This is a genomic window from Brevundimonas vesicularis (assembly GCF_044807075.1).
Taxonomy (GTDB): Bacteria; Pseudomonadota; Alphaproteobacteria; order Caulobacterales; family Caulobacteraceae; genus Brevundimonas; species Brevundimonas vesicularis_G.
This window is the reverse complement of the sequence record NZ_CP085234.1, coordinates 1,591,966-1,614,248: the sequence shown is the minus strand read 5'-3', so window position 1 is coordinate 1,614,248 and position 22,283 is coordinate 1,591,966. Positions and strand designations below refer to the sequence as shown.

Sequence of the window (22,283 nt, the reverse complement as noted above, 5' to 3'; positions counted from 1 at the left end):
GCGACCGACAAAAACGAAAGCAGCCCCTCGAAAGGTATCGAGAGGCTGCGAAAGCATTTATCTTGCAAGTCAGTGATTTAGCGCTATATTTCAAAGCGCCGCCGAAAGACTTCGAAAGCCCTGAATCATTCCCACTCGATGGTTCCCGGCGGCTTGGACGTCACGTCGTAGACGACGCGATTGACGCCGCGGACCTCGTTAATGATGCGGGTGGCGGTCCTGGACAGGACGTCCCACGGGAACGGGTAGAAGTCGGCGGTCATGCCGTCGGTGGAGGAGACGGCGCGTAGGGCCAGGACCTTTTCATAGGTGCGGGCGTCGCCCATGACGCCGACGGTCTTGACCGGCAGCAGGACGGCGAAGGCCTGCCAGATCTTGTCGTAGAGACCGGCCTTGCGGATCTCGTCGAGATAGATGGCGTCGGCCTGTTGCAGGGTCTCGACGGCGTCCGGCGTGATCTCGCCGGGGATGCGGATGGCCAGACCCGGTCCAGGGAAGGGGTGGCGGCCGACGAAGGCGTCGCTGAGCCCCAGTTCGCGGCCCAGCGCACGGACCTCGTCCTTGAACAGTTCGCGCAGGGGCTCGACCAGCTTGAGCTTCATATAGTCGGGCAGGCCGCCGACATTGTGGTGGCTCTTGATGACGTGGGCCTTGCCGCTGGACGAGGAGACGCTCTCGATCACGTCCGGATAGAGGGTGCCTTGCGCCAGGAATTCGGCGCCCTCGATCTTGGCGGATTCGCGATCGAACACCTCGATGAACAGCCGGCCGATGGTCTTGCGCTTGGTTTCGGGGTCGGAAATCCCGGCCAGTTCGCCCAGGAATTCCTTCGACGCATCAACATGCACCAGCGGGATGTTGTAGTGCTCGCGGAACAGGGTCGTAACCTGTTTCGCCTCGTCCTTCCTCAACAGGCCGGTGTCGACGAAGACGCAGGTCAGTTGATCCCCGATGGCCTCGTGGATCAGGACGGCGGCGACCGAGCTATCGACACCGCCGGACAGGCCGCAGATCACCTTGGCGTCGCCGACCTGTTCGCGGATCTGGGCGATCTTTTCGTCGCGATAGGCGGCCATGGTCCAGTCGCCCTTCAGGCCCGCGATGCCGTGGGTGAAGTTCTTCAGCATCTGATGGCCGCGCGGCGTGTGCATCACCTCGGGGTGGAACTGCACGCCGTAGAAGCGACGGGCCTCATCGGCGATCACCGCATAGGGCGACCCTTCGGACGAGGCGACCACGTCAAAGCCTTGCGGAATGGCGACGATCTTGTCGCCGTGGCTCATCCAGACCTCTTCGTTCTCGCCGACGGGGGCCAGGTCGGCCAGCAGGGGCGAGGTCTTCTGGACCGTGATCTCGGCGCGGCCGAACTCGCGTGTGTGGCCGCCCTCGACCTTGCCGCCCAGTTGCTCGCACATCGTCATCTCGCCGTAGCAGATGCCCAGAACCGGCACGCCCGCCTCGAACACGCTCTGCGGCGCGCGGGGACTGCCCTCTTCATGCACGCTCTCGGGACCGCCCGACAGGATGATGGCCGCCGGTTTCATGGCCGTCAGAGCCGCTTCGGCCTTCTGGAACGGATGGATCTCGCAATAGACGCTGGCCTCGCGAAGGCGGCGCGCGATCAGCTGCGTCACCTGGCTGCCGAAGTCGACGATGAGGACCTTTTGGTGGTCTTGCGGCGTGGTCATGGGGTGATCGAATCCGGGGCAGGAAGATGGGCGGGGTCTTGGCGGGGCGGGGCCGATATTTCAAGGGCGGGAATCTCAAGAGCGGCGGGTCCGTCGGCCTCCAGCACGGCGATCAAGCGATCCAGGGCGGCGGCCAGGGTCTCGTCCACATGATGCAGGGTCGAGGTCCAGTCCTCCAGCGCCTTCAGCTCGGCCCGGCCGTCCGACACGCCGCGCAGGGCGATTAGCGAAACACCGAAGGTCTGCGCCGCGCGGACCAGCGCCCAGGTCTCCATGTCCACCATCTCGGCGTCGATGGCGTCATAGGCGGCGCCGGACACGACGTTGGCGCCGGTCGACAGGGTCGCGGTCGGCACGCCGGGAATGGGGCAAGGCAAAGCCAGGACGGCGGGCTGGTCCAGCAAGGGCGTAACGCCCTTGGGGAAGCCCAGCGGGCTGGCGTCCATGTCGCGATAGGCGACGGACGAGGCCTGATAGACCGCCGCATGCTCCAGCACCCGCGAGCCGCACGAGCCCAGCGATACGATCAGATCCGGCAGATCGCCCGCCGCCTCCAGCCGCGCCAGGGCGGCGCCCAGGCTCACGGCGGCCTCGACCGGACCGACGCCGGTCATCAGCGGCGCGATCCGGGCCTGAAGGTGCGGGCCGTATTCAGCAGGCGCGGCCATGACGTAGAGCAGCGAGACCCCGCCATGCCGCGCCAGCTTCATGCCGCGCGCTCGTAGATGGCGGCGAAGAAGCCGTCGGTGTCGGCCGACGCCGGCGACAGGCGCAGGCGCGCCCCGGACGCCAGCTCGGCGAACTTCGCCTGCGCCGCCTGGCTCAGTTGCGGCGCCGACAGGATGTCGGCGATAGCGACCTGGCGGAAGTCGGGATTGGCGGCCTCGAAGGCGTCCACGCTGGCCTCGTTCTCGCGCGCCAGCATCGAACAGGTGACATAGACCAGACGCCCGCCCGGCTTCACCAGCTTGGTCGCCTGGCTCAGGATACGCACCTGCAGGCCGTGCAGCTTTTCGACCTCTTCGGCGGTCAGACGCCAAGCGTCCTCGGGACGACGACGCCAGGTGCCAGAGCCCGAACAGGGCGCATCGACGAAGATCAGATCGGCCTGCCCGTTCAGGTCTTCCAGGCCGCCGCCGTTCTGACCGATCAGGACCAGCTCCGCCTCGACGCCCGCGCGCTGCAGGCGAGGACGAATGTTCTCCAGCCGCTTGTTGACGACGTCCGAGGCGACCAGCTTGCCTTGCGCCTTCATCGCCTGGGCCAGACCCAGCGTCTTGCCGCCGCCGCCGGCGCAGTAATCTACCACCGTCATGCCGGGTGCGGCGCCCGCCAGCCAGCAGACGACCTGGCTGCCTTCGTCCTGGATTTCGAACCGACCGGCCTTGAAGCCGTCCAGCGCCTGGATGTTGGGCGGCGGTTCCGACGGCACGCGCAGGCCGACGGCCGACCAGGGCGTGCGCGAAACGTCCAGACCGGCGGCCTTCAGCTCGGCCTCGACCTCATCGACCGTGGCGGCCGCATCGTTGACGCGCAGGTCGATCGGCGCGCGCGGCGCCATCAGGGCGTGGGCTTCCTCGGCCCACCGATCGCCGAAGGTGGCCTTGAAATCCTCGACCACGAACTCGGGCAGGCCGGCGGCGATCCAGCCCGGCAGTTCGCCCTGCCCCGCCGTGATGCGGCTGCGCTCCTGTTTGGACAGCGGGCGCGGACCATAGCCGTCGCCCGAATGCAGGGCCTCGATCTCTTCCAGCGACAGGCCGTCGATGGCGTGCAGCGAACCGATGACCAGAGCCCGACCGTCTTCACGCCCACCCATGATCCACGACAGGCGGCCGCGCGCGCGCAGCACCTTATAGACCCGGTCGGCGATGGCGCGCCGGTCCTTGGACCCGGCGTAGCGGTTGGCCGTGCCCCAGGCCTTCATGACGGCCTCGGCCGGTTGGCGGCCCTGGGCGATGGAGTCCAGGACGGAGGCGGCGGCGGCGAGGCGAGCGGCTGGGGTCAATTCAGGCTTTCAAACGAAGAACAGGGACGCCAGGACCATGACCAGTCCCGCAAGCGAGACCACCCAGACCAGCGACCGGATATAGGGAACGCCGAAGGCGTAGAGCGGCACATAGACCACCCGCGCCCAGAAATAGAGCGCCGCGCCCCACACCGTCAGGGCGCTGGACGCGCCGATGACATGGGCGATCAACACCGCGCCGATGAACAGCGGCAGGGTCTCGTACAGATTGGCCTGGGCGCGTTCGAGACGGCCGGTCAGCGGCTTCTTGGCCTCCGGCGTCTCGTCGCGCGGACCCGCATTCCATTTCGAGCCGAACTCGGCCGTCCGCGCCCCGGCGGGCAGGAAGATCTGAACCAGGGCGAGGATCAGCGTCAGGGCCAGATAGGTGAGTTCGGTCGTCATGGTCGCCTACCCTTGCCGATAGTTGGGCGCTTCACGCGTGATCATCACGTCGTGGACGTGGCTTTCACGCAGACCCGCACCGGTGATGCGCACGAAACGGGCGCGTTCCTGGAACTCCGGAATCGTGCCGGCGCCGACATAGCCCATGGAGGCGCGAAGACCGCCGACCATCTGGTGCAGGACCGGGCTGATCGGCCCCTTGTAGGGCGTCTGACCCTCGATGCCCTCGGGCACCAGCTTCTCGGACGAGACTTCCTTCTGGAAGTATCGATCCGCCGAGCCGCGCGCCATCGCCCCGACCGAGCCCATGCCGCGATACGACTTGTAGCTGCGGCCCTGGTACAGGAAGACCTCGCCGGGGCTTTCGTCGGTGCCGGCGAACATGGAGCCCATCATGGCCACGTTCGCCCCGGCCGCGATGGCCTTGGCCAGGTCGCCCGAATACTTGATGCCGCCATCGGCGATGACCGAGGCGCCCGTGCCCTTGGCCGCCCGCGCGGAGTCCATCACCGCCGTCAGCTGCGGCACGCCTACGCCGGCGACGATGCGGGTGGTGCAGATGGAGCCGGGACCGATGCCCACCTTCACCGCATCCGCGCCTGCGTCGATCAGGGCCCGCGTCGCATCATAGGTCGCGACATTGCCGGCGATGATCTGCAGCCGGTTGTTCTCGCGCTTGATCCGCTCGACCACCTGGGCGACCGAGGCCGAGTGACCGTGGGCGGTGTCGATCACCACCACGTCGCAACCCGCTTCGGCGAGCGCCATCGCGCGCTCGTATCCGGCGTCGCCGACGGTGGAGGCTGCGCCGACCAGCAGGCGGCCCTGCTCGTCCTTGGCGGCGTTGGGGAAGGCTTGGGCCTTCTCGATGTCCTTCATGGTGATCAGGCCGACGGCCCGATAGTCCTCGTCCACCACGATGACGCGTTCGATCTTGCGGGTCTTCAGCAACTCGCGCGCCTCGTCGCGGCCGGCGCCTTCGCGGACCGTGATCAGGTCGCCCGTGGTCATCAGCGAGGCGGCAGTGACCTTCAGGTCGCTTTCGAACCGCATGTCGCGGTGGGTCAGCATGCCGACCAGCTTGCCCGTCGCCGGATCCACGACGGGGAAGCCGGTGATCTTCTTGCGCGCCACGATCTCGCGCACTTCGCCCAGCGTCGTCTGCGGGCCGACCGTCACCGGATTGACCACCATCCCGCTCTCATAGCGTTTGACGGCGCGGACCTCGTCGGCCTGCTCCTCGATGGTCATGTTGCGGTGCAGAACGCCCAGTCCGCCGGACTGGGCCATGGCGATGGCCAGGCGGCTTTCCGTCACCGTGTCCATGGCGGACGACAGCAGCGGGATGTTCAGTTTGATGTCGCGCGTCAGCTGGGTCGAGACATCGACCATCGCCGGCATGAACTCGGATGCGCCGGGTTCCAGCAAAACATCGTCGAAGGTCAGTCCTTCGCGTATCTCCATAGGGAGTCTCCGTTTTGCGGGCCGCGTATAACGGGATGCGGGGGTCGGGGGCAAGGCCGATTGCGGTTATAGGCCTGATAGATTTTATTGCTTTGCAACCCGCAGGGCCGCTCACCATTCTCTCCGCATGGTCGGCGTCATCCTCAGCACCGCGCGCAAACTGGCTCTGAAGATCGCCAGCTATGGCGTCATGCACCTGATCGTCGCCATCATTGTCGCCTTCGCCATCACCCGCGACTGGCGCATCGCCCTGGCCGTCGGCATGGTCGAGCCGATCTTTCAGACCATCGCCTACACCGTCCACGACCGCGTCTGGCACAAGGTCGAGCGGCGTCGCATGGCCTCCAATATCGAGGAGGCGACAGAGGCCTTCACCGCCCGCCTCGACATCATGTCGCCCGAGGAACAGCGCCGCTCGCACGACGCCCATCACGGCCACAGCCATGCCCTGCCCCGGTCGTTCAAACAGATCGCGCTGAAGACCGTCACCTATGGCGTCATGCATTTCGCCGTGGCGGTCGCCGTGGCCTACGCCCTGACCAACGACATCCGCACGGCGCTGACCATCGGCATGGTCGAGCCTCTGGTGCAAACGCTCTTCTTCGCCCTGCACGACCGCATCTGGTCCCGCCTGGAAGATCGCAAAGCCCGCGCGAGCACAGCCGCCGCCTGACCGTCAGCGCTTGTTCAGCGCGACCAGAAACACCTCGGCGCTGTCCTTACGGCTCGACGCCGGCTTGACGTATTTCACCGTCTCGAACTCCTCGCGCAGCCGCGCCAGAACGCCGCCGGCGTCCCCGCCCTGGAAGTTCTTGGAGACGAAGTTTCCGCCGGGCCGCAGCGTGCGGATGGCGAAATCGGCGGCGATCTCGATCAGGGCGATGATCTTCAAATGGTCCGTCTGGCGGTGCCCGACCGTATTGTGCGCCATGTCCGACAGCACCAGGTCCGGCGCCCCGCCGATGGCGTCGATCAACTGCTGGTCCACGCCCGGATGTGTGAAATCGGCCTGAAGCAGGGTCGCGCCCGGGATCGGCGCGATCATCAGCAAATCCACCCCCGCCACCGCGCCCGCCCCCCGGTTCAAGGCCACCTGAACCCAGCCGCCCGGCGCCGCGCCCAGGTCTATGACCTTTGACCCGCGCTTGATCAGCCGGAACTTGTCGTCGATTTCGATCAGCTTGAACGCCGCGCGCGAGCGCCAGCCTTCGGCCCGCGCCTTTTCGGACCATTTGTCCGACAGCTGGCGTTTGATCCATTGCTGGCTCGACATCGACTTGGTGTCGGCCGTCTTCATCTTGGTGCCCATGCCGCGTCCGGCGGCGGTTCCGCCGGTGGGCGGTTTCACCATCCGGCGGCGTTCCTGGGGCTTTTCGTCTTCGCTCATCGTTCCCACATAGCCCCGACCGGCGTTGCGGGCTATGTCCCGCCTCAAATCAACCCAAAGAGGACGACCGACATGGCCGACACCCTGACCTTCACCCTGGACACCGGCGACGGCGAAGCCCGCGACGTGGTCATCAAGCTGCGCCCCGACCTGGCCCCCGGCCACGTCGAACGCATCACCGAACTGGCTAAGGAAGGCTTCTACGACGGCGTGGTCTTCCACCGCGTGATCCCGGGCTTCATGGCCCAGGGCGGCGATCCGACCGGCACCGGCACCTCGGGTTCCAAGAAACCGAACCTGAAGGCCGAGTTTTCGGCCGAGCCGCACGTGCGCGGCGTCTGCTCGATGGCCCGCACCTCGGACCCCAACAGCGCCAACTCGCAGTTCTTCATCGTGTTCGACGACGCCACCTTCCTGGACCGCCAGTACACCGTCTGGGGCCAGGTCGAATCGGGCATGGAACACGTCGACGCCCTGCCCAAGGGCGAGCCGCCGCGCAGCCCCGGCAAGATCGTCAAGGCGACGGTCAACTAAAGCACGCAATCTTGACGTTTCTCGATGATGGCTTTCAGTTGCAACGCTGAGCCATCGTCGGGGGACGACATTGCGCATTCTTCTGGTCATCGAGCCGTCCGGCGGCGGCTCGGGGCGTCATGTGGTCGATCTGGCCCGGGCCCTGATCGGAAGCGGCCATCAGGTGTCCCTGATCTGGTCGCCGCGCCGCGCCGAGCCCTGGTTCGAGGCCGCGGTCGCCGCCCTTCCCCTTCACGCCAATGAACGGCTGCCGATGCGACGCAGCGTCGGACCGTGGGACGTCGCCGCCCTTCACGCCCTGAACCGCGTGATCGCCCGCCTCGGACCGTTCGAGATCGTTCACGGCCACAGCGCCAAGGCCGGCGCCCTGGTCCGCCTGGCCCACGCGCCCGGCGCCGCCAAGATCTACACCCCTCACGCCCTGCCGATGATGGGCCCGGCCAGCCTGGCGACGATCAGCGCCGGCGCGGCCGAGGCGCTGTTGGCCCTGTGCGGCGACACCATCATCGCCGTCTCTGAGGAAGAGGCCGCCGTCGCCCGTCGCTGGCGGCTTGGCGGAAACCGCTTGCACATCGTTCCCAACGGCTTGGCCGCGCCGCCCGCCAACGATCGTCTCGCAGCCCGCCAAGCCCTCGGCATACCCGAGGACGCTCTGGTCATCGGCTTCGTCGGCCGGCTTTGCGCTCAGAAAGACCCCGTCCGATTCGCCCAGGCCGTCCGCCGGGCGAACGCCATCGATCCGCGCGTCCTCGGCGTCATGATCGGCGATGGCGATCTGGCCTCGTCGGTCAGGACCGCCGGCGGCGACGCTCTCCGTGTGCTGGGCGCACGCGACGCCGGGCCCTTGATGGCGGGCTTCGATCTCTTCGCCATGACCAGCCGTTACGAGGCCGATTCCTACGCCATGATCGAGGCGGCTGCCTTGGGCCTGCCGATCGTCTGCACCGACGTCGGCGGAATCGCGCGTCTGATCCAGGCCGGCGCGCGCATCGACCGCGTGCCCGTCGACGCCTCGCCCGATCATCTGGCCGAGGCGATGCGCGCCGCGCTGGCCAGCCGCGTCGTTCCCCTGCCGATTGCGCCGGGCCCGCTGTCCGCCTCACGCATGGCCGAACAGACGGTTCGGATTTACCGCGACGCCTTCGCCCGCCGACGCCTGGGTGGCTGAGCCCATCTTCATCAACGGCCGATTCCTGACCCAGCCGATGAGCGGGGTTCAGCGCTATGCGCGTCAGATCGTCCGCGCCCTCGATCATCGTCCCGGCGCCGGCGACCGCTATGTCCTGCTGACGCCCCCCGGCGCCGAGAACCTGAACCTGCTTCACATCCCGACCCGCACGATCGGGCGCGCTGGCGGCCATCTTTGGGAACAGACCGCCCTGGCCTGGACCGCGCGCCACGGCCGCCTGCTGTCGTTAGGCGGTTCGGGCCCGGTGCTGCACCGGCGGCACATCGCCGTCATCCACGACGCCGCCGTCTTTCGTCATCCCGAGCATTTCCGAACGGGCTACGCCGCCTTCCACCGCGCCCTGAACAGGATCCTGGCGCGCCGGGCGCGGCTGGCGACCGTCTCCGCGTTTTCCCGGCGCGAGTTGGCCTCGGTCCTGAACCTGTCGCCCAACAGCATCGCCGTCGCTCCGAACAGCGCCGACCATCTTCGCAACATCACGCCGGACCCGGCCGTCATCGAAAGCCTAGGCCTGACGATGCGTCCCCACTTCGTGGCCCTGGGCAATCTGACGCCGAACAAGAACCTTACCGTCGCCATCCGCGCCCTCTCCCTTCTTGCGGACCCTGCCGTCCGGCTGGTCCTCATCGGCGACCGCCCCGCTATCTTCGACCGTTCCGCCTTTCCGGCCGACCCTCGCGTCATCTTCGCCGGCCGTCGCTCGGACGCAGAGATCGCCGCCCTGCTCGGCGGCGCGCAGGCGCTCGTCTTTCCCAGCCTCTACGAAGGTTTCGGCATCCCGCCGCTGGAGGCGATGACCCTCGGCTGTCCGGTTATCGCCTCCGACATCCCCGCGACGCGCGAGGTCTGCGCCGACGCCGCCCTCTATTTCGACCCTGCCGACGACGCAGCCCTGGCCGCCCATATGGCGGGATTGCTCAGCCGACCGGATGCCACCCTTCGCGACGCCGGCCTTCGCCGCGCTGACCGCTACGGCTGGTCCCGCTCGGCCGAAGTCATCGAAGATCTTCTGCTCAGCACCTGACGATAGATAACCCTGTGCGCCTCGACGATCGACGCCTCGGTCCAGGCCGGCGCACCGACCGCCGCAAAACGCCAGCGTTCCGGCTGGTCCACAGCCGCCTGCATCGCCGCCGTCAGCGCACCTGCATCCCCCGGCTCGATTAGACCCGACATGCCCGCCCCCAGCGCCGCCTCCGGCAATCCGCCGATGCGTGAGGCGATCACGCCCCGCCCCTGCTGAACCGCCTCCGCGACGCTGCGTCCGAACGGCTCGGCCCACACCGCCGGCGCAACCAGCACATCCACCTTGGGCCAGAACGCCTCAGCCTCCACCTGCCCCAGCCAGACGATGCGCGGATCATCATAAGCCCGCCTCAACGCCTGTACGTAATCCGCCTCGCCCCGTCCGGCGATCATCAGCCTCCAGTCGCCGTCCAATCCTCTCGTCGCCGCCAGCAGAACCTCGATCCCCTTTTCCGGCTCGACCCGGCCCAGAAACCCGAACCGCATCGTCGGCGCCTCGGCCAACGATGGTCTTGGCGCGATCGCCGCCGCGCCCGCTGCATTGCCGATCACCGACCCTGGCGTCCGCCGAAAATAGCCCGCCGCCCGATGCGTCTCCAGCGCAGGCCCGCTCAGGCCGATGACATAATCCACGCCTTGCGACCGAGCCCGCTTGCCCGCCGTCAGCAACACGCACGACCCACACCTCCGCTCGCAACGCCGTCCGCGTCGAAACAGCGACGCTCGCGCACACAGCATCGACCAGTCCCTCAGCGTCTGCACCAGCGGCAGATCCCGCCGCGCCGCCGCGCGATAGACCGACAGTGAAAACCCCGTCGTCAGGTGCATATGGATCAGATCCGGCCGCACCCGCGCCACCGCCCGATCCACCGCCTGATCCATCAGTGGATTGGCCGCCTCCAGCCCATGCCAAAACCCCCGCCGAACCGTCGACCGCCGCGCGCCGTCATAGGGCCAGTACAGATTTTGCAACGGCAGCCGCTGCACAAGCACGCCGTCGATCTGCTCGTTCACCGTCTCGCGCCCCGGCGTCAGCGTCAGCACGGACGCCTCCACGCCAGCCCGCCTCAGCCCTTGGGCCAACTGCGCCACGCTGCGTTCCGCCCCGCCGACCTGCGTCGGCGGATACAGGGTGTTGACGATCAGCACCCTCACGGCGCCAGCGGCCTTCGCCACGCCAGGGCGCCCATTAAACAGCACAGGAAGACCATGCCCGCCCCCTGCGTCAGGTCCTCTCCGAACATCGCGGCCAGCACATAGACCGACAGCGGCGTCAGCGCGTCCAGCCGCGCCGCCGACGCCAGATGTAGCCCCAACAGCACCAGCGCGCTCACCACGCCCGCCGTCCGCGCCGTGAACAGATAGCCGTTGTGGCTGACCGACAGCGCCCGAAACGCCCCCATCTCGTCCGCCGACGACCACCCCGCCCCCATCGGCCGCTCCTCGACCAGATCGACCGTCCGCCGCCAGGTCAGCATCCGTCCGGCCAGATTGTCCTGCAGCGCCGTCCTGTCGAACCGTCCCGCAAACCGGCCGCCGTCGAGGTCGAGCCGCCCCGCTTGCAAAGCCACCACGCCCACCGCCAGCACGCAGACCGTCAGCGCCACGCCCAGCGGCCGCACCCGTTCACGCCGACGCCACCCGACGACCATCCGCGCCAGCCCCGCCAGCATCGCCGCCATCATGCCGCCCCGCGACAGGGTGCTGACGAACCCCAGAACCGACACGCCGACGCCGCCCCACGTCGTCGCGCGCCGCGCCCAGCGCCCTCCCGCCAGCATCACGCCTGCTGGGGCCGCCAGTCCGATCATCGCCATCGCCGCATTCGGATGCTCGGCCAGAGTCGTCAGTCGCACCTGCGCGGCCGTGGTGGTCACCATCGCACGCGGTGACGCCAGCCCCACGGCCTGCAAAGGCTCCAGCCCGACCAGCATCGCTAGCCCATAGGTCGCCAGATGAAACCCTGCGCCCGCCAGCACGGCCCAGAGGAACAGCCGCCGCCGTCGTTCATCCCTCAGGATCAGGCTCGCCGCGGCCGGCGCCGCCAGCGCCGAGGCGATCCACCGAAACCAGAAGGCCGCATCCCCGACGTTCAGCCGGTCGCCGCCCTGCGCGACCTGAACCAGCAGCGTCATCGCCAGAAAGCCCGCCGCGACCACGCTCGCAGCCCTGAGAACCGGCGCCATGCCTCGCCACGTCACACCTGTCAGCGGCAAGGCGACGATCAGCGCCAGATCCCCCAGCCGCGGCCCGCTGACCTGCCCCGGCGTCAGAAACAGCGGCAAGGTCACACCCAGGCCCAGCAAGCCCAACGCCAGCCGCTCATAGGCCGCGCGCACCTGCGACCACCGCAGCGTTCCGCGCCGCGATGCGCTCAGGACGGCCTGCAATGCTCGACCTTGGGATCGAACCGCGCCCCGTCCACCACGCCCGCGACCAGCACCCCAGCCTTGCGCCAGCGTCCGCCCAGCGCCAGCCGACCCGCCAGCCTTAGCCGCGACGCGGCATAGCGCAGCGCCGAGCGCCGCCCCTCGTGCCGCCGCTTGGCCAGGATGACGTTGCGCGTCAGATAGCGATGCAGTCGTTCGCGCCGCGCATCCGGCTCGGTCTCGATGGTCAGCCGTCCCGGCGCCGCGCGCACATGCTCGACCCGGCTGGCCGCGATCAGATAGCCCGGCCCCTCGCGCGACAGCCGCAGCGTATATTCCGTATCGTCGCCCCAGATGAACATGGGCGCCAGCGGCAGGCCGTGCCGCATCACCGCCGCCCGGCTGACCAGGACCGACACGAACGTCGCCTGCCGCACCGGAACAATCCCCTGCTCCAGCCGCTCGCCCCAGGCCGGATAGCCCAGCACATTCTCGCGTCGGTCGATCTCGGGCGTATTGGTCAGATGCCCCTCAGGCGACCGCACGCTGGAACACAGGAAGGCCGCAACGACGCCCTCATCCGCCAGCCCCGCTTCCGCCGCCAGCAAGGCCTCCAAGGCATCCGGCGCCGCCAGCACGTCGTCGTCCATCAGCCAGACCCGGTCGGCCCCCGCTTCGATCGCTGCACGGATGCCGGCGTTGAAGCCGCCCGCCCCGCCCGTGTTCACCGGCATCCGCACCACCATCGCCTGCCCCGCCCAGGCGTCGGCCAGCATCTCGGCGGTGCCGTCGTCGCTGGCGTTGTCGACCACCACCACCCCGTCGCAATGCCGCGTCTGGGCGATCAGATGCGCCAGGCATTGCTCCAGCAGGGCGCGCCGGTTCCACGTCACCACCACCGCCCAAACCGACGTGCTCATGCCGCCATCCGGGCGATGGCCGGCGCCAGCGATTTCTCGACCAGGCTGAGCGCCCGTCCGACCGCCTGGTCCATGTTGTAGTACTGAAAATCGGCCAGCCGCCCGGCGAACCAGACCTTGCCCGCCAAGGTCGCCGCCATCTCGCGATACTCCCCTGCCAACGCGCGCGACGCCTCCGTCAGGATCGGATAATAGGGGTCGTTCACGCCCGCCTCATAAGCCGTCGGATATTCGGTCACCGTCGCCGTCGTCGGCCCGCGCTCGCCGGTCAGGTGGCGGAAATCGGTGATGCGCGTGAAGTCGAAGTCATTGGGATAGTTGACCGTCCCGACCGGCAGGCCGTCCTGGACATCCACGACCTGATGGTCGAACCGCACGCTGCGATAGGGCAAGGCCCCGACCGACCGGCCGAAATAGTCGTCCAGCGCGCCGCAATAGACCATCCGGTCCCACGACCCCGCCCCCACCTGATCCATCGGCGTGTTCAGCGACACCGTGATGTTCGGATGGTCCAGCATCCGCTCAAACAGCGGCCCATAGCCGTCGCGCGGCATGGCCTGATGGCGGTCGACGAAATAGCGGTCGTCCCGGCTGACCGCGATCGGCACCCGCGCGGTGACCGAGGCGTCCAGCGCCTCGACCGGCAGCCCCCACTGTTTGGCGGTGTATCCAGCGAACACCTTGTCGAAGACATGGTCGCCCAGCCGCCTCAGATCCGGATCGTCGCCCGCCTGTCGCAGGTCATGGATGCTGGGCCGCGCCCCGAAACCAAACCGCTGGACCAGGGCCTGCGTCATCCGCTCGGCCATCGCGGCGGGAAACAGCGTCTCGATCGAATCCAGATTAAACGGCAGCGGAACCCTCCGCCCCTCCACCTGCCCCAGGACCCGATGGGCGTATGGCCGCCAGGCCGTGAACTGGCTCAGATAGTCGAAGATGCGCACGCTGTTGGTGTGGAAGACGTGCGGGCCATAGGGATGGATCAGCCGCCCGCCCGCATCGCGTCGGTCGTGCGCATTGCCGCCGACATGGTCGCGCCGGTCGATCACCAGAACGCTCTGGTCCAGCCCGCGCGCCAGCCGTTCGGCGAGCACCGCCCCGGTGAAACCGGCGCCGACGATCAGCCAGTCATATCGCCGGGACATCTCGCCCCCTGCCGGTCTCGAACAGCGCGCCCCAATGCGCCCTCAACCCGATCAGACACGCCACGACCACCGCCGCCTCGCCAATGATCCGCGCGCCCGCCATGCCGGCCGCGCCAAGGCCGGGCGCCAGCACCACCGCCGGCCCCAGCGTCGCGACACAGCCCAGCGCCACGATCAGCGCGAACCGTCCATCCATCCGCAGCGGGTTCATCAGATGCAGCCCCAGCACCTGGCTGACGGCCACCAGCGGCAACACCCAGGCCAGAAGTCGCAGCACCTCGACGGCGCCCGCAAACCCCCGCCCGAACAACAGTCTGATCAGCAGCGGCGCCGCCAGCGTCAGTCCTGCCGCCAGCAGCACGAACGCGCCCGTCGAGGCGGCCAGCGTCCACCGCGCCGTGCGAAACGCCGCCGCCGGATCCTGTCCCAGCAGTCCGGCGATCCGGGGCGCGATCAGGCCCGCCAGCGGCCGCATCAGCGACCCGGACGCCGAGACCAACCGGTCCGCTGCCCCGTAAAGCGCCGCCTGCGCCGGCCCGGCCAGCGCCGCGACGACCAGAACGCCCGTCCCCGTATAGGCGACGATGACCGCTCGACTGGCGAACAGCGGACCGCCTTGGATCAGGACGCGTCGTACAAAGCCCCGCTTCGGCGCTTGAACCCTCTGCCGTCGCAGCAGCAGGACGCCGGTCGCGATCAAGCCGGTCCAGACGCCGCCCGCCTGGACGGCCATCACGCCGCCGACGCTCAAGTCGGGGAGCGCCAGAACGACCCCCGTCGCGGCGAGGGCGAACCCAACCTCCAGCATCGCCGCCGGACCGGGATCGCGGACGCCCTGAAAGAACCACAGCAGGCTGGCCCCCTGCCCGATCCCCAGCACGACCGCCATGGCCACGACGCCGCTCGCCCCTTCCAGAACCGGATTGAAGGCCGCCAGACCGACGCCGACCACAGCGGCGGGCAGGATCAGCACGCCGCGCATCGCCAGGGCTTGGCCCACTAAGGCGCCGCGCCCTTCGACGGCTCCGGCGACGTCGCGCGGCCCCGAAAGCGACTGCCCGTAATCCACGACCACCGACACCACCAAGGCCAGAGCGATGGCCGAGGCGAACACCCCGAACCCTTCTAGCCCCAGTCGTCGCGTCAGAACCGGATAGAGCAGCAGCGGCGAAACATAGCGGGCGACATGCGCGCCATAGACCCAGCCCGCATCGGCCGCGCCGCGCGCCGACAGCAATCGGTGCCTGCCATCCCCCAACTGCCGCCCCCGCGATCAACCCTGGCGCGAGCTTTAGACACGCACGGCTGCAATCGCAAGCGCGGGGCAGTCGGGCGGCCTAGCCGAAACGGCCCTCGGCCCAGCGCGCGGCGAAATAACCGCCGGTCGCCGACAGCATCGTCAGGGTCGTGCCCCAGATCAAATCGATGATCGTCAGCTTGGTCTGCCAGACCGCCAGGGTCGCCTGATTGGTCAGGTCGTAGGTGGCGTAGGCGACGAAGCCCAGCACCGCCCCGTTGATCGCCGCCCGCGTCCAGTTCCCCTCCTTCAGGGCCGGCGCGATCGCCAGGAACACGGTCCCGGCGATGGAGATCAGATAGAAGGCCACCGCCGCCTTCATGTCCGGCTTGTCGGCCATGATCGGCCCGATGACGGGCTTATACAGCCGGTTCGTCATGGTGGTCAGCCAGACGAAATCGATGGCTGCAAAGGTCAGGCCGGCCCCGAGATAGGCCGCGACATATTTGATCATCCTCGTCTCCCTTAAACCGGCTTCAGTCGATAGTGGCTGACCGCCCAGGTGCGGCCCTCGTCGTTTCCGAACAGACCGGCCGTCGCCAGATAGAAGCGCCGCCAGCGACGGGTCCAAAGTTTGGCGTCGTCGCCATAGGTCTCACGCATCAACACCGCGATCCGCGGGGCGTTCCGGTCCATGTTCGCTAGCCAGTCGTTGGCGGTCTTCGCATAGTGACCGCCGTTCCAGGTCCATTCCTGCTCGACCGCGAACAGGTCCGGAAACTGTCGGATCAGGCCGTGGCTGGGCATGACGCCGCCGGTGAAGAAATGCTGGGCGATGAAGTCGCCGCTGTCGGTATGGTCGAACCGATAGGGCGCGTCGCGGTGCGTGAAGACGTGGATGAACATCCGCCCGTCGTCCTTTAGCCAGCCCCGCGCCTTGGTCAGCAGGGCGCGCCAGTTGGCCATATGCTCGAACATCTCCACCGAGACGATGCGGTCGAAGCGCTGCTCGGTGTCGAAGGCGTTCATGTCCTGGGTGATGACCGTAAGATTGGTCAGGCCCCGCGCTGCCGCCTGGGCTTCGATATGGCCGCGCTGGCCGTTGCTGTTCGACACCGCCGTGATTTTCGAAGTGGGGTATTTCTCGGCCATCCACAGCGACAGCGAGCCCCAGCCGCAGCCCATCTCCAGAATCGTCTGACCGTCCTTCAGATCGGCATGGGCGCAGGTCTCGGCCAGCGCCGCCTCCTCCGCCTGATCCAGCGTCTCGCGGCCCGTGGGATAGAGGCAGCAGGAGTATTTCAGCCGCTTGCCCAGGCACAACTGAAAGAACTCTGGCGGCAGTTCGTAATGCTGCTGGTTCGCCGCATCCGTATGTTCGGCGATGGCGCGCTGGGCCATTTCGCGCGCAAAGGCCGCCTCGTCGTGCGGCCCGTCGCGATCCAGACGCTTCCGGGCCTCCGTCACCAGGCTGTCGATCGCCGGACGCGTCACGAAGTCCGGGAACGGCGCGTCCTGAAGCTGGCGAATGGCGACATTGGTCAGGTTCATCGGCGTCCTCGATCGTCGGATCTTGCTGCAGGCTTGACGGCAATACGACGCCTCGGCCCCTACGGATCCCTCCGCCCTCTTGAACGCAACCCCAAGGATGCCGACATCCGCCTCCCGCGACGACCGATTCCGTAGAAAGTGCACCAATTGCACTCTCTTTTTCGAACCCGGCTCGCCGTCATTTCAGATGAATTAGACGAATTAGACTCTGTTTTTCGCCTTCACTGTCTGAAATCGCCGCGTCGGATCGACGCCGCGTCTTGCCCCCCGCCCGCCCCCGCGTTAGGCGTGGTCAAAAGCCGATATTCATCAGGCAGTGAAAAAAGGGAGAGCGATGGGAAAGATCTACGCTGACGTCACGTCCGCGCTGGAGGGGCTGACCTTCGACGGCATGACGGTCATGTCCGGCGGCTTCGGCCTGTGCGGCATCCCCGAGAACCTGATCGCCGCCCTGCGCGACAGCGGGGTCAAGGGCCTGACGGTCATCTCCAACAACGCCGGTGTCGACGGCTTCGGCCTGGGCCAGCTCTTGGGCACCCGCCAGATCGCCAAGATGATCAGTTCTTACGTCGGTGAGAACAAGGAGTTCGAGCGCCAGTATCTCGCCGGCGAGCTTGAGCTTGAGTTCAATCCACAAGGCACCCTCGCCGAGCGCATCCGCGCCGGGGGCGCGGGCATCCCGGCCTTCTTTACCGCCACCGGCGTCGGCACCCTGGTCGCCGATGGCAAGGAAGTCCGCAACTTCAACGGCCGCGACTACGTCATGGAGACAGGCCTGGTCGCCGACCTGTCCATCGTCAAGGCCTGGAAGGCCGACGAGCGCGGCAACCTGGTGTTCCGCAAGACCGCCCGCAACTTCAACCCGATGATGGCCACGGCCGGCAAGGTCACGGTCGTCGAGGTCGAGGAGATCGTCCCCGTCGGCGCGCTGGATCCCGACCACATCCACACGCCGGGCGTCTATGTCGACCGCCTGGTCCAGACCGTGTCCGAAAAGCGCATCGAACAGCGCACCGTCCGTCAACGTGCCGCCGGCGCCGCCGCCGGATCGGAGGTCTGATCATGCCCCGCACCCGCGAACAACTCGCCGAACGCGCCGCACAGGAACTGCAGGACGGCTTCTACGTGAACCTGGGCATCGGCATCCCGACCCTGGTCGCCAACTACATCCCCGCCGGCATGACCGTGACCCTGCAATCCGAGAACGGCATGCTGGGCATGGGGCCCTTCCCCTATGAAGGCGACGAGGACCCCGACCTGATCAACGCCGGCAAGCAGACGATCACCGAGATCCCGGAGTCGTCCTACTTCTCCAGCGTCGACAGTTTCGCCATGATCCGCGGCGGCCATATCAACCTGTCGATCCTGGGCGCCATGGAAGTGGCCCAGAACGGCGACATCGCCAACTGGATGATCCCCGGCAAGCTGGTGAAGGGCATGGGCGGCGCCATGGATCTGGTCGCGGGCGTCAAGCGCGTGGTCGTGGTCATGGAACACGCCAACAAGCACGGCCAGTCCAAGGTCTTGAAGGAATGTAGTCTGCCCCTAACCGGCACCGGCGTCGTCAGCCGCATCATCACCGACTTGGCCACCTTCGACGTCAAGCCGGACGGCACGGGTCTCGAACTGATCGAATTGGCCGACGGCGTCACCCTCGACGAAGTCGCCGCCAAGACCGAGGCGGCCTATTCGGTTTCTGAGGAGCTCACGAAGGCCTGACCGATGGCGGCGATGACGACGTGCCCGATGATTGCTCGACGTGAGGAGGGCACGTCGGCACGGCGTCTGCCGAAGTCTGCAATCCGCCGACCACGATCTGGATGACGGGCTCGTTCCAACGTTCGTAGCTGACCATCCCCGCGGGCACGGTGCAGACTGAGGTTTCGGCAGGCCCCCGTGCCTGCCCGCCCACATATCTGACGATGAAGCCGGAATACTTCAGGCCCTCGCCCTGACTATTCTCGACCTTCAGCACCGAACCCACATCCCGGCGCGCATGCAGTCCCAACCTGATCGTTCCGGGCGCCGCCTCATTCAGCGGGCCGCGTGAACCCTCGGCAGGCGGCAGGACATCGCCAATATCGATGCGGTCGACCTTGATCAGGTCGTAGGTTCCATTCGCGTTCCGACGCAGCGTCGCCCGCTCACCTATGGCGACATTGAGCGTGCCTTGCACAAAGCCAGACCGCCGACCTTCGAACTGTTGAGGTGTGGCGGGATATGCCGGCTGGGCGTCCTGCATGAGGAACCCTGCCATCAAGGCGGCCAGTAGCATGATGATCTCCAGTTGCAAGCCAGCTAGCCTGCATCGCCTCAGATCCGTCAAGCGGCAATGATTGAGAAGATCGCGCTAATGGCCGAAGGTCGATTGGGCAGCGCCGATGAGCCTAAGCGTCTAACCGGCGATAGGCGGCGCCAACAAAAGCCATCGTCAGCGGAGCCTGCAAGCCTGTCAGCACGACGACGAAGACGATCCAGCCGGCCGTGCACGACAGCAGCCCCGCGCCCCACAACAACACCAGAGCGATCTTCGGCGCGGCCGTAACGACAAGCCCGACCAGCAGGGGCAAGAAGCCGCCGCGCGCGATGCTCATGCTCTGCAGCGACACCATCTGCCCGCGCCCGACCGTCGCCGGCGCGAACAGGGACAGGCGCACCGCGAAGGCGATGACGGCGAACAGGGCGAAGGCCGTGACGACCGCCAGCAGGATCAGCTTCCACGCCGGCCCCACCGCGCTCCACTGGCGCATCTCGATGGCCTGGGCGTTCAACTCGGCCATGCCGAACACGGCCAACAGGACCAGGGCCACGACCGACAGGATCATGGCGAGAAAGATGGCGCACAGCAGGCCCGCGCCCAGCAGCCGCACCTCCGGTCGTCCGAACTGCAACCCGACCGGCCCCAGGCCCAGCCGCCGCGCCGCTGCCAGATCGTCCGTGATGGCGATCCGCCCCAGCGCGCCCGCCAGCACCAGGGTCGAGGCCAGAGCGCATGCCGCCCAGACCAGGCCCGCTGGCCCAGCCGCCAGCCGATTGAGGCTCCAGACCACGGCCGCCAGCACGATCGCGCCGCAAGCCCCGCGCCACAGGCGAGGCAGGGCGCGGGCCGCCGCCGACAGCGTCTCGCCCAACCGCAAAATCCGATGCTCGCTCAATCTACGCCCCCGATGACCGGCGGCGGATATAGCAGGGGGCCATGACACCGCGCCACCCGCCCGCTAGAAGGCCGCGATGAGCGCTTCCACCTCTCCTTCCCCCATCCACGTCATCGGCGGCGGCCTGGCCGGCTCCGAGGCCGCCTGGCAGATCGCCCAGGCCGGCGTGCCCGTCATCCTGCACGAAATGCGCGGCGTGCCTGGCGTCAAGACCGACGCCCACCACACCGACGGCCTGGCCGAGCTGGTCTGCTCCAACTCCTTCCGCTCGGACGACTGGCAGTTCAACGCGGTCGGCCTCCTGCACGCCGAGATGCGGGCGCTGGATTCGGTCATCATGGCCTGCGGCGACATCAACCAGGTGCCGGCCGGCGGCGCCCTTGCCGTGGACCGCGACGCCTTCTCCCAGGCGGTGACCACCAAACTGACCGCCCACCCCCTGGTCACCATCGTGCGCGAAGAGATCGCGGGCCTGCCTCCGCAAGAGTGGGACAATGTCATCGTCGCCACCGGCCCCCTGACCTCACCTGCCCTGGCCGACGCCATCCTGAAGGCGACCGGCGAGGAGTCCTTGAGCTTCTTCGACGCCATCGCCCCCATCGTTCACGCCGACTCGATCGACTTCGACATCGCCTGGCGCCAGTCGCGCTATGACAAGGAAGGACCGGGCGGCGACGCCGCCGCCTACGTCAACTGCCCGATGGACAAAGCCCAGTACGAGGCCTTCATCGACGCCCTGCTGAGCGGCCCCAAGGCCGAGTTCAAGGACTGGGAGCACGTCCCCTATTTCGACGGCTGCCTGCCCATCGAGGTCATGGCCGAGCGCGGTCGCGAGACCCTGCGTCACGGCCCGATGAAACCCGTTGGCCTGACCAATCCGCGCGATCCGCTGGTCAAGGCCTACGCCATCGTCCAGCTGCGCCAGGACAATGCGCTGGGCACCCTGTTCAACATGGTCGGCTTCCAGACCAAGCTGAAGCACGGGGCGCAGGCCGAGGTCTTCCGCATGATCCCCGGCCTCCAGAACGCCCAGTTCGCGCGTCTGGGCGGTCTGCACCGCAACACCTATCTGAACAGCCCGCAGCTGCTGGACAAGCAGCTGCGACTGAAGGCCATGCCGCGCCTGCGTTTCGCGGGTCAGGTGACAGGGGTAGAGGGCTATGTCGAAAGCGCCGCCATGGGCCTGCTGACCGGCCGCCTTGCCGCCGCCCAGGCGCTGGGTCGTGACCTGGCCCCGCCGCCGCCCGAGACCGCCATGGGCGCCCTGGTCGAGCACATCACCGGCGGACATCTGGCAGGATCGAAGTTCCAGCCGATGAACATCAACTACGGCCTGTTGCCGCCGCTGGAAGCGCCCAAGGTCGACGAGGCCGGCGTCAAGATTCCGCTGAAGGAACGCGGCCGGGCCAAAAAGCGCCTGATGAGCCTCCGGGCGATGGAAAGCCTGAAGGCCTGGCGCGACGCGGCGGCCTAGACCACCGTCCCGAACACCCGTCCGATCACGGCCGTGACCGCCATGGCCAGCACGCCCCAGAAGACGACGCGAACCACCGACCGGCCGATGTCGGCCCCGCCCGCCCGGGCGCCCAAGGCCCCCAGCGCGATCAAACCAGCGACGGCGCTGGCCGCGACCCAGATCAACAGCCCGCCGGTCGGGGCAAGGGCGACCGTCGCCAGGGGCAAGGCCGCGCCCGCGGCGAAGGTGGCGGCGGACGTCAACGCCGCCTGGACCGGCCGCGCCGTCGTGAAGCTGGAGATGCCCAATTCGTCGCGCGCATGCGCACCGAGCGAATCGTGCGCCATCAGCTGTTCAGCGACAGCCCGCGCCGTTTCCGGCTGAACACCCCGTTCGACATAGATCGCCGCCAGTTCATCCCGTTCAGCCTCGGGCGCGGCGGCCAGTTCGGCGGCTTCCCGGGCCAGGTCGGCTTTTTCGGTGTCCGACTGAGAGCTGACCGACACATATTCACCGGCCGCCATGGACATGGCGCCCGCGACCAGACCCGCCACGCCCGACACCAGAACCGCCGTTTTCGGGGCTCCGGACGCGGCCACGCCGACGATCAGGCTGGAGGTGGAAAGGAGGCCGTCGTTGGCGCCCAGGACAGCGGCTCTCAGCCATCCGATACGGGCGATCAGATGACGTTCCAAATGGGTTCGCGACACGGCGGATCTCCACGCTATTCGTCGCCACAGCAGCCCCTA

At 67.7% G+C, this 22,283-nt stretch carries 23 protein-coding genes; 7 read left to right on the top strand and 16 right to left on the bottom strand.

Going from position 1 to position 22,283, the window contains the following annotated elements; translation table 11 throughout:
* Positions 1-125: 125 nt before the first annotated feature.
* From guaA to guaB, 5 genes are read right to left on the bottom strand one after another with little or no spacing between them, the layout of a single operon-like run.
* The gene (gene guaA, locus LG306_RS07905) at positions 126-1,688 is read right to left on the bottom strand and encodes a glutamine-hydrolyzing GMP synthase (RefSeq protein ID WP_404419563.1); all 1,563 of its coding nucleotides are present in this window, start codon (positions 1,686-1,688) and stop codon (positions 126-128) included.
* Positions 1,685-2,398: a 5'-methylthioadenosine/S-adenosylhomocysteine nucleosidase gene (locus LG306_RS07900; RefSeq protein ID WP_404419561.1), complete on the bottom strand. Its 714-nt coding sequence runs from the start codon at positions 2,396-2,398 to the stop codon at positions 1,685-1,687. The genes guaA and LG306_RS07900 overlap by 4 nt, the downstream gene beginning before the upstream one ends.
* Positions 2,395-3,696 carry an RsmB/NOP family class I SAM-dependent RNA methyltransferase gene (locus LG306_RS07895; RefSeq protein WP_404419559.1) on the bottom strand — a complete coding sequence of 434 codons (1,302 nt, stop codon included), beginning with the start codon at positions 3,694-3,696 and terminating at the stop codon, positions 2,395-2,397. The genes LG306_RS07900 and LG306_RS07895 overlap by 4 nt, the downstream gene beginning before the upstream one ends.
* A gap of 9 nt (positions 3,697-3,705) precedes the next feature.
* Positions 3,706-4,101, bottom strand: coding sequence for an MAPEG family protein (locus tag LG306_RS07890; protein WP_066626054.1), 396 nt, complete (start codon positions 4,099-4,101; stop codon positions 3,706-3,708).
* 6 nt (positions 4,102-4,107) lie between these two features.
* Positions 4,108-5,565 (bottom strand): IMP dehydrogenase, encoded by a 1,458-nt coding sequence (guaB, locus tag LG306_RS07885; protein ID WP_404419557.1) that lies wholly within the window; start codon positions 5,563-5,565, stop codon positions 4,108-4,110.
* Positions 5,566-5,692: 127 nt separating this feature from the next.
* On the opposite strand from guaB, the gene LG306_RS07880 reads away from it, so the two are divergent.
* Complete coding sequence (locus LG306_RS07880) at positions 5,693-6,238, top strand: DUF2061 domain-containing protein (RefSeq protein WP_404419555.1); 546 nt, start codon at positions 5,693-5,695, stop codon at positions 6,236-6,238.
* Between the two features lie 3 nt (positions 6,239-6,241).
* On the opposite strand, the gene LG306_RS07875 is transcribed toward LG306_RS07880, so the two are convergent.
* The gene (locus LG306_RS07875) at positions 6,242-6,952 is read right to left on the bottom strand and encodes an RlmE family RNA methyltransferase (RefSeq protein ID WP_055753232.1); all 711 of its coding nucleotides are present in this window, start codon (positions 6,950-6,952) and stop codon (positions 6,242-6,244) included.
* A gap of 72 nt (positions 6,953-7,024) precedes the next feature.
* Between LG306_RS07875 and LG306_RS07870 the strand changes: the two genes are divergently transcribed.
* The 3 genes from LG306_RS07870 to LG306_RS07860 all read left to right on the top strand — a co-directional run bounded on the left by LG306_RS07870 (position 7,025) and on the right by LG306_RS07860 (position 9,699).
* Complete coding sequence (locus tag LG306_RS07870; RefSeq protein WP_017504078.1) at positions 7,025-7,486, top strand: peptidylprolyl isomerase; 462 nt, start codon at positions 7,025-7,027, stop codon at positions 7,484-7,486.
* A gap of 70 nt (positions 7,487-7,556) precedes the next feature.
* Positions 7,557-8,654: a glycosyltransferase family 4 protein gene (locus tag LG306_RS07865; protein ID WP_404419553.1), complete on the top strand. Its 1,098-nt coding sequence runs from the start codon at positions 7,557-7,559 to the stop codon at positions 8,652-8,654.
* Positions 8,647-9,699 carry a glycosyltransferase family 4 protein gene (locus LG306_RS07860; RefSeq protein WP_404419551.1) on the top strand — a complete coding sequence of 351 codons (1,053 nt, stop codon included), beginning with the start codon at positions 8,647-8,649 and terminating at the stop codon, positions 9,697-9,699. The genes LG306_RS07865 and LG306_RS07860 overlap by 8 nt, the downstream gene beginning before the upstream one ends.
* Here LG306_RS07860 and LG306_RS07855 read toward each other — a convergent pair.
* The 7 genes from LG306_RS07855 to LG306_RS07825 all read right to left on the bottom strand — a co-directional run bounded on the left by LG306_RS07855 (position 9,645) and on the right by LG306_RS07825 (position 16,923).
* A complete protein-coding gene (locus LG306_RS07855; RefSeq protein WP_404419549.1) occupies positions 9,645-10,877 on the bottom strand; it encodes a glycosyltransferase family 4 protein in 1,233 nt (410 codons plus the stop codon). The genes LG306_RS07860 and LG306_RS07855 overlap by 55 nt on opposite strands.
* The gene (locus LG306_RS07850; protein WP_404419547.1) at positions 10,853-12,040 is read right to left on the bottom strand and encodes an O-antigen ligase family protein; all 1,188 of its coding nucleotides are present in this window, start codon (positions 12,038-12,040) and stop codon (positions 10,853-10,855) included. Before LG306_RS07850 ends, LG306_RS07855 begins: the two co-directional genes overlap by 25 nt.
* A gap of 35 nt (positions 12,041-12,075) precedes the next feature.
* Positions 12,076-12,990 (bottom strand): glycosyltransferase, encoded by a 915-nt coding sequence (locus LG306_RS07845; protein WP_404419545.1) that lies wholly within the window; start codon positions 12,988-12,990, stop codon positions 12,076-12,078.
* Positions 12,987-14,135 (bottom strand): UDP-galactopyranose mutase, encoded by a 1,149-nt coding sequence (gene glf, locus LG306_RS07840; RefSeq protein ID WP_404419543.1) that lies wholly within the window; start codon positions 14,133-14,135, stop codon positions 12,987-12,989. Before glf ends, LG306_RS07845 begins: the two co-directional genes overlap by 4 nt.
* Positions 14,119-15,393 carry an oligosaccharide flippase family protein gene (locus LG306_RS07835; RefSeq protein WP_404419541.1) on the bottom strand — a complete coding sequence of 425 codons (1,275 nt, stop codon included), beginning with the start codon at positions 15,391-15,393 and terminating at the stop codon, positions 14,119-14,121. Before LG306_RS07835 ends, glf begins: the two co-directional genes overlap by 17 nt.
* Positions 15,394-15,472: 79 nt before the next feature.
* Positions 15,473-15,886: a DUF2177 family protein gene (locus LG306_RS07830; RefSeq protein ID WP_039245498.1), complete on the bottom strand. Its 414-nt coding sequence runs from the start codon at positions 15,884-15,886 to the stop codon at positions 15,473-15,475.
* Positions 15,887-15,897: 11 nt separating this feature from the next.
* Entirely contained in the window at positions 15,898-16,923 is a 1,026-nt protein-coding gene (locus LG306_RS07825; protein ID WP_404419539.1) for an SAM-dependent methyltransferase, read from the bottom strand.
* 334 nt (positions 16,924-17,257) lie between these two features.
* Between LG306_RS07825 and LG306_RS07820 the strand changes: the two genes are divergently transcribed.
* Together LG306_RS07820 and LG306_RS07815 are read left to right on the top strand one after the other, a co-directional pair.
* Complete coding sequence (locus LG306_RS07820; RefSeq protein WP_404419537.1) at positions 17,258-17,983, top strand: CoA transferase subunit A; 726 nt, start codon at positions 17,258-17,260, stop codon at positions 17,981-17,983.
* 2 nt (positions 17,984-17,985) lie between these two features.
* A complete protein-coding gene (locus LG306_RS07815; RefSeq protein WP_404419535.1) occupies positions 17,986-18,642 on the top strand; it encodes a 3-oxoacid CoA-transferase subunit B in 657 nt (218 codons plus the stop codon).
* Here the strand turns inward: LG306_RS07815 and LG306_RS07810 are convergent.
* Both LG306_RS07810 and LG306_RS07805 read right to left on the bottom strand, forming a co-directional pair.
* On the bottom strand, positions 18,629-19,216 hold the full coding sequence (locus LG306_RS07810) for a hypothetical protein (RefSeq protein WP_404419533.1): 588 nt from the start codon (positions 19,214-19,216) through the stop codon (positions 18,629-18,631). The two genes, LG306_RS07815 and LG306_RS07810, sit on opposite strands and share 14 nt — an antisense overlap.
* Positions 19,217-19,310: 94 nt before the next feature.
* Positions 19,311-20,078 (bottom strand): hypothetical protein, encoded by a 768-nt coding sequence (locus LG306_RS07805; RefSeq protein ID WP_404419531.1) that lies wholly within the window; start codon positions 20,076-20,078, stop codon positions 19,311-19,313.
* 76 nt (positions 20,079-20,154) lie between these two features.
* On the opposite strand from LG306_RS07805, the gene trmFO reads away from it, so the two are divergent.
* Positions 20,155-21,552: a methylenetetrahydrofolate--tRNA-(uracil(54)-C(5))-methyltransferase (FADH(2)-oxidizing) TrmFO gene (gene trmFO, locus LG306_RS07800; protein ID WP_404419528.1), complete on the top strand. Its 1,398-nt coding sequence runs from the start codon at positions 20,155-20,157 to the stop codon at positions 21,550-21,552.
* On the opposite strand, the gene LG306_RS07795 is transcribed toward trmFO, so the two are convergent.
* A complete protein-coding gene (locus LG306_RS07795) occupies positions 21,549-22,244 on the bottom strand; it encodes a VIT family protein (protein WP_404419526.1) in 696 nt (231 codons plus the stop codon). The genes trmFO and LG306_RS07795 overlap by 4 nt on opposite strands.
* Positions 22,245-22,283 lie beyond the last annotated feature (39 nt).

Coding starts and splice junctions, on each gene's coding strand:
- LG306_RS07845 (WP_404419545.1), bottom strand. CDS start 12,990: ATGAGCACGTCGGTTTGGGCGGTGGTGGTGACGTGGAACCGGCGCGCC.
- LG306_RS07815 (WP_404419535.1), top strand. CDS start 17,986: ATGCCCCGCACCCGCGAACAACTCGCCGAACGCGCCGCACAGGAACTG.
- LG306_RS07875 (WP_055753232.1), bottom strand. CDS start 6,952: ATGAGCGAAGACGAAAAGCCCCAGGAACGCCGCCGGATGGTGAAACCG.
- LG306_RS07825 (WP_404419539.1), bottom strand. CDS start 16,923: ATGAACCTGACCAATGTCGCCATTCGCCAGCTTCAGGACGCGCCGTTC.
- LG306_RS07820 (WP_404419537.1), top strand. CDS start 17,258: ATGGGAAAGATCTACGCTGACGTCACGTCCGCGCTGGAGGGGCTGACC.
- guaA (WP_404419563.1), bottom strand. CDS start 1,688: ATGACCACGCCGCAAGACCACCAAAAGGTCCTCATCGTCGACTTCGGC.
- glf (WP_404419543.1), bottom strand. CDS start 14,135: ATGTCCCGGCGATATGACTGGCTGATCGTCGGCGCCGGTTTCACCGGG.
- LG306_RS07900 (WP_404419561.1), bottom strand. CDS start 2,398: ATGAAGCTGGCGCGGCATGGCGGGGTCTCGCTGCTCTACGTCATGGCC.
- trmFO (WP_404419528.1), top strand. CDS start 20,155: ATGAGCGCTTCCACCTCTCCTTCCCCCATCCACGTCATCGGCGGCGGC.
- guaB (WP_404419557.1), bottom strand. CDS start 5,565: ATGGAGATACGCGAAGGACTGACCTTCGACGATGTTTTGCTGGAACCC.
- LG306_RS07830 (WP_039245498.1), bottom strand. CDS start 15,886: ATGATCAAATATGTCGCGGCCTATCTCGGGGCCGGCCTGACCTTTGCA.
- LG306_RS07870 (WP_017504078.1), top strand. CDS start 7,025: ATGGCCGACACCCTGACCTTCACCCTGGACACCGGCGACGGCGAAGCC.
- LG306_RS07890 (WP_066626054.1), bottom strand. CDS start 4,101: ATGACGACCGAACTCACCTATCTGGCCCTGACGCTGATCCTCGCCCTG.
- LG306_RS07880 (WP_404419555.1), top strand. CDS start 5,693: ATGGTCGGCGTCATCCTCAGCACCGCGCGCAAACTGGCTCTGAAGATC.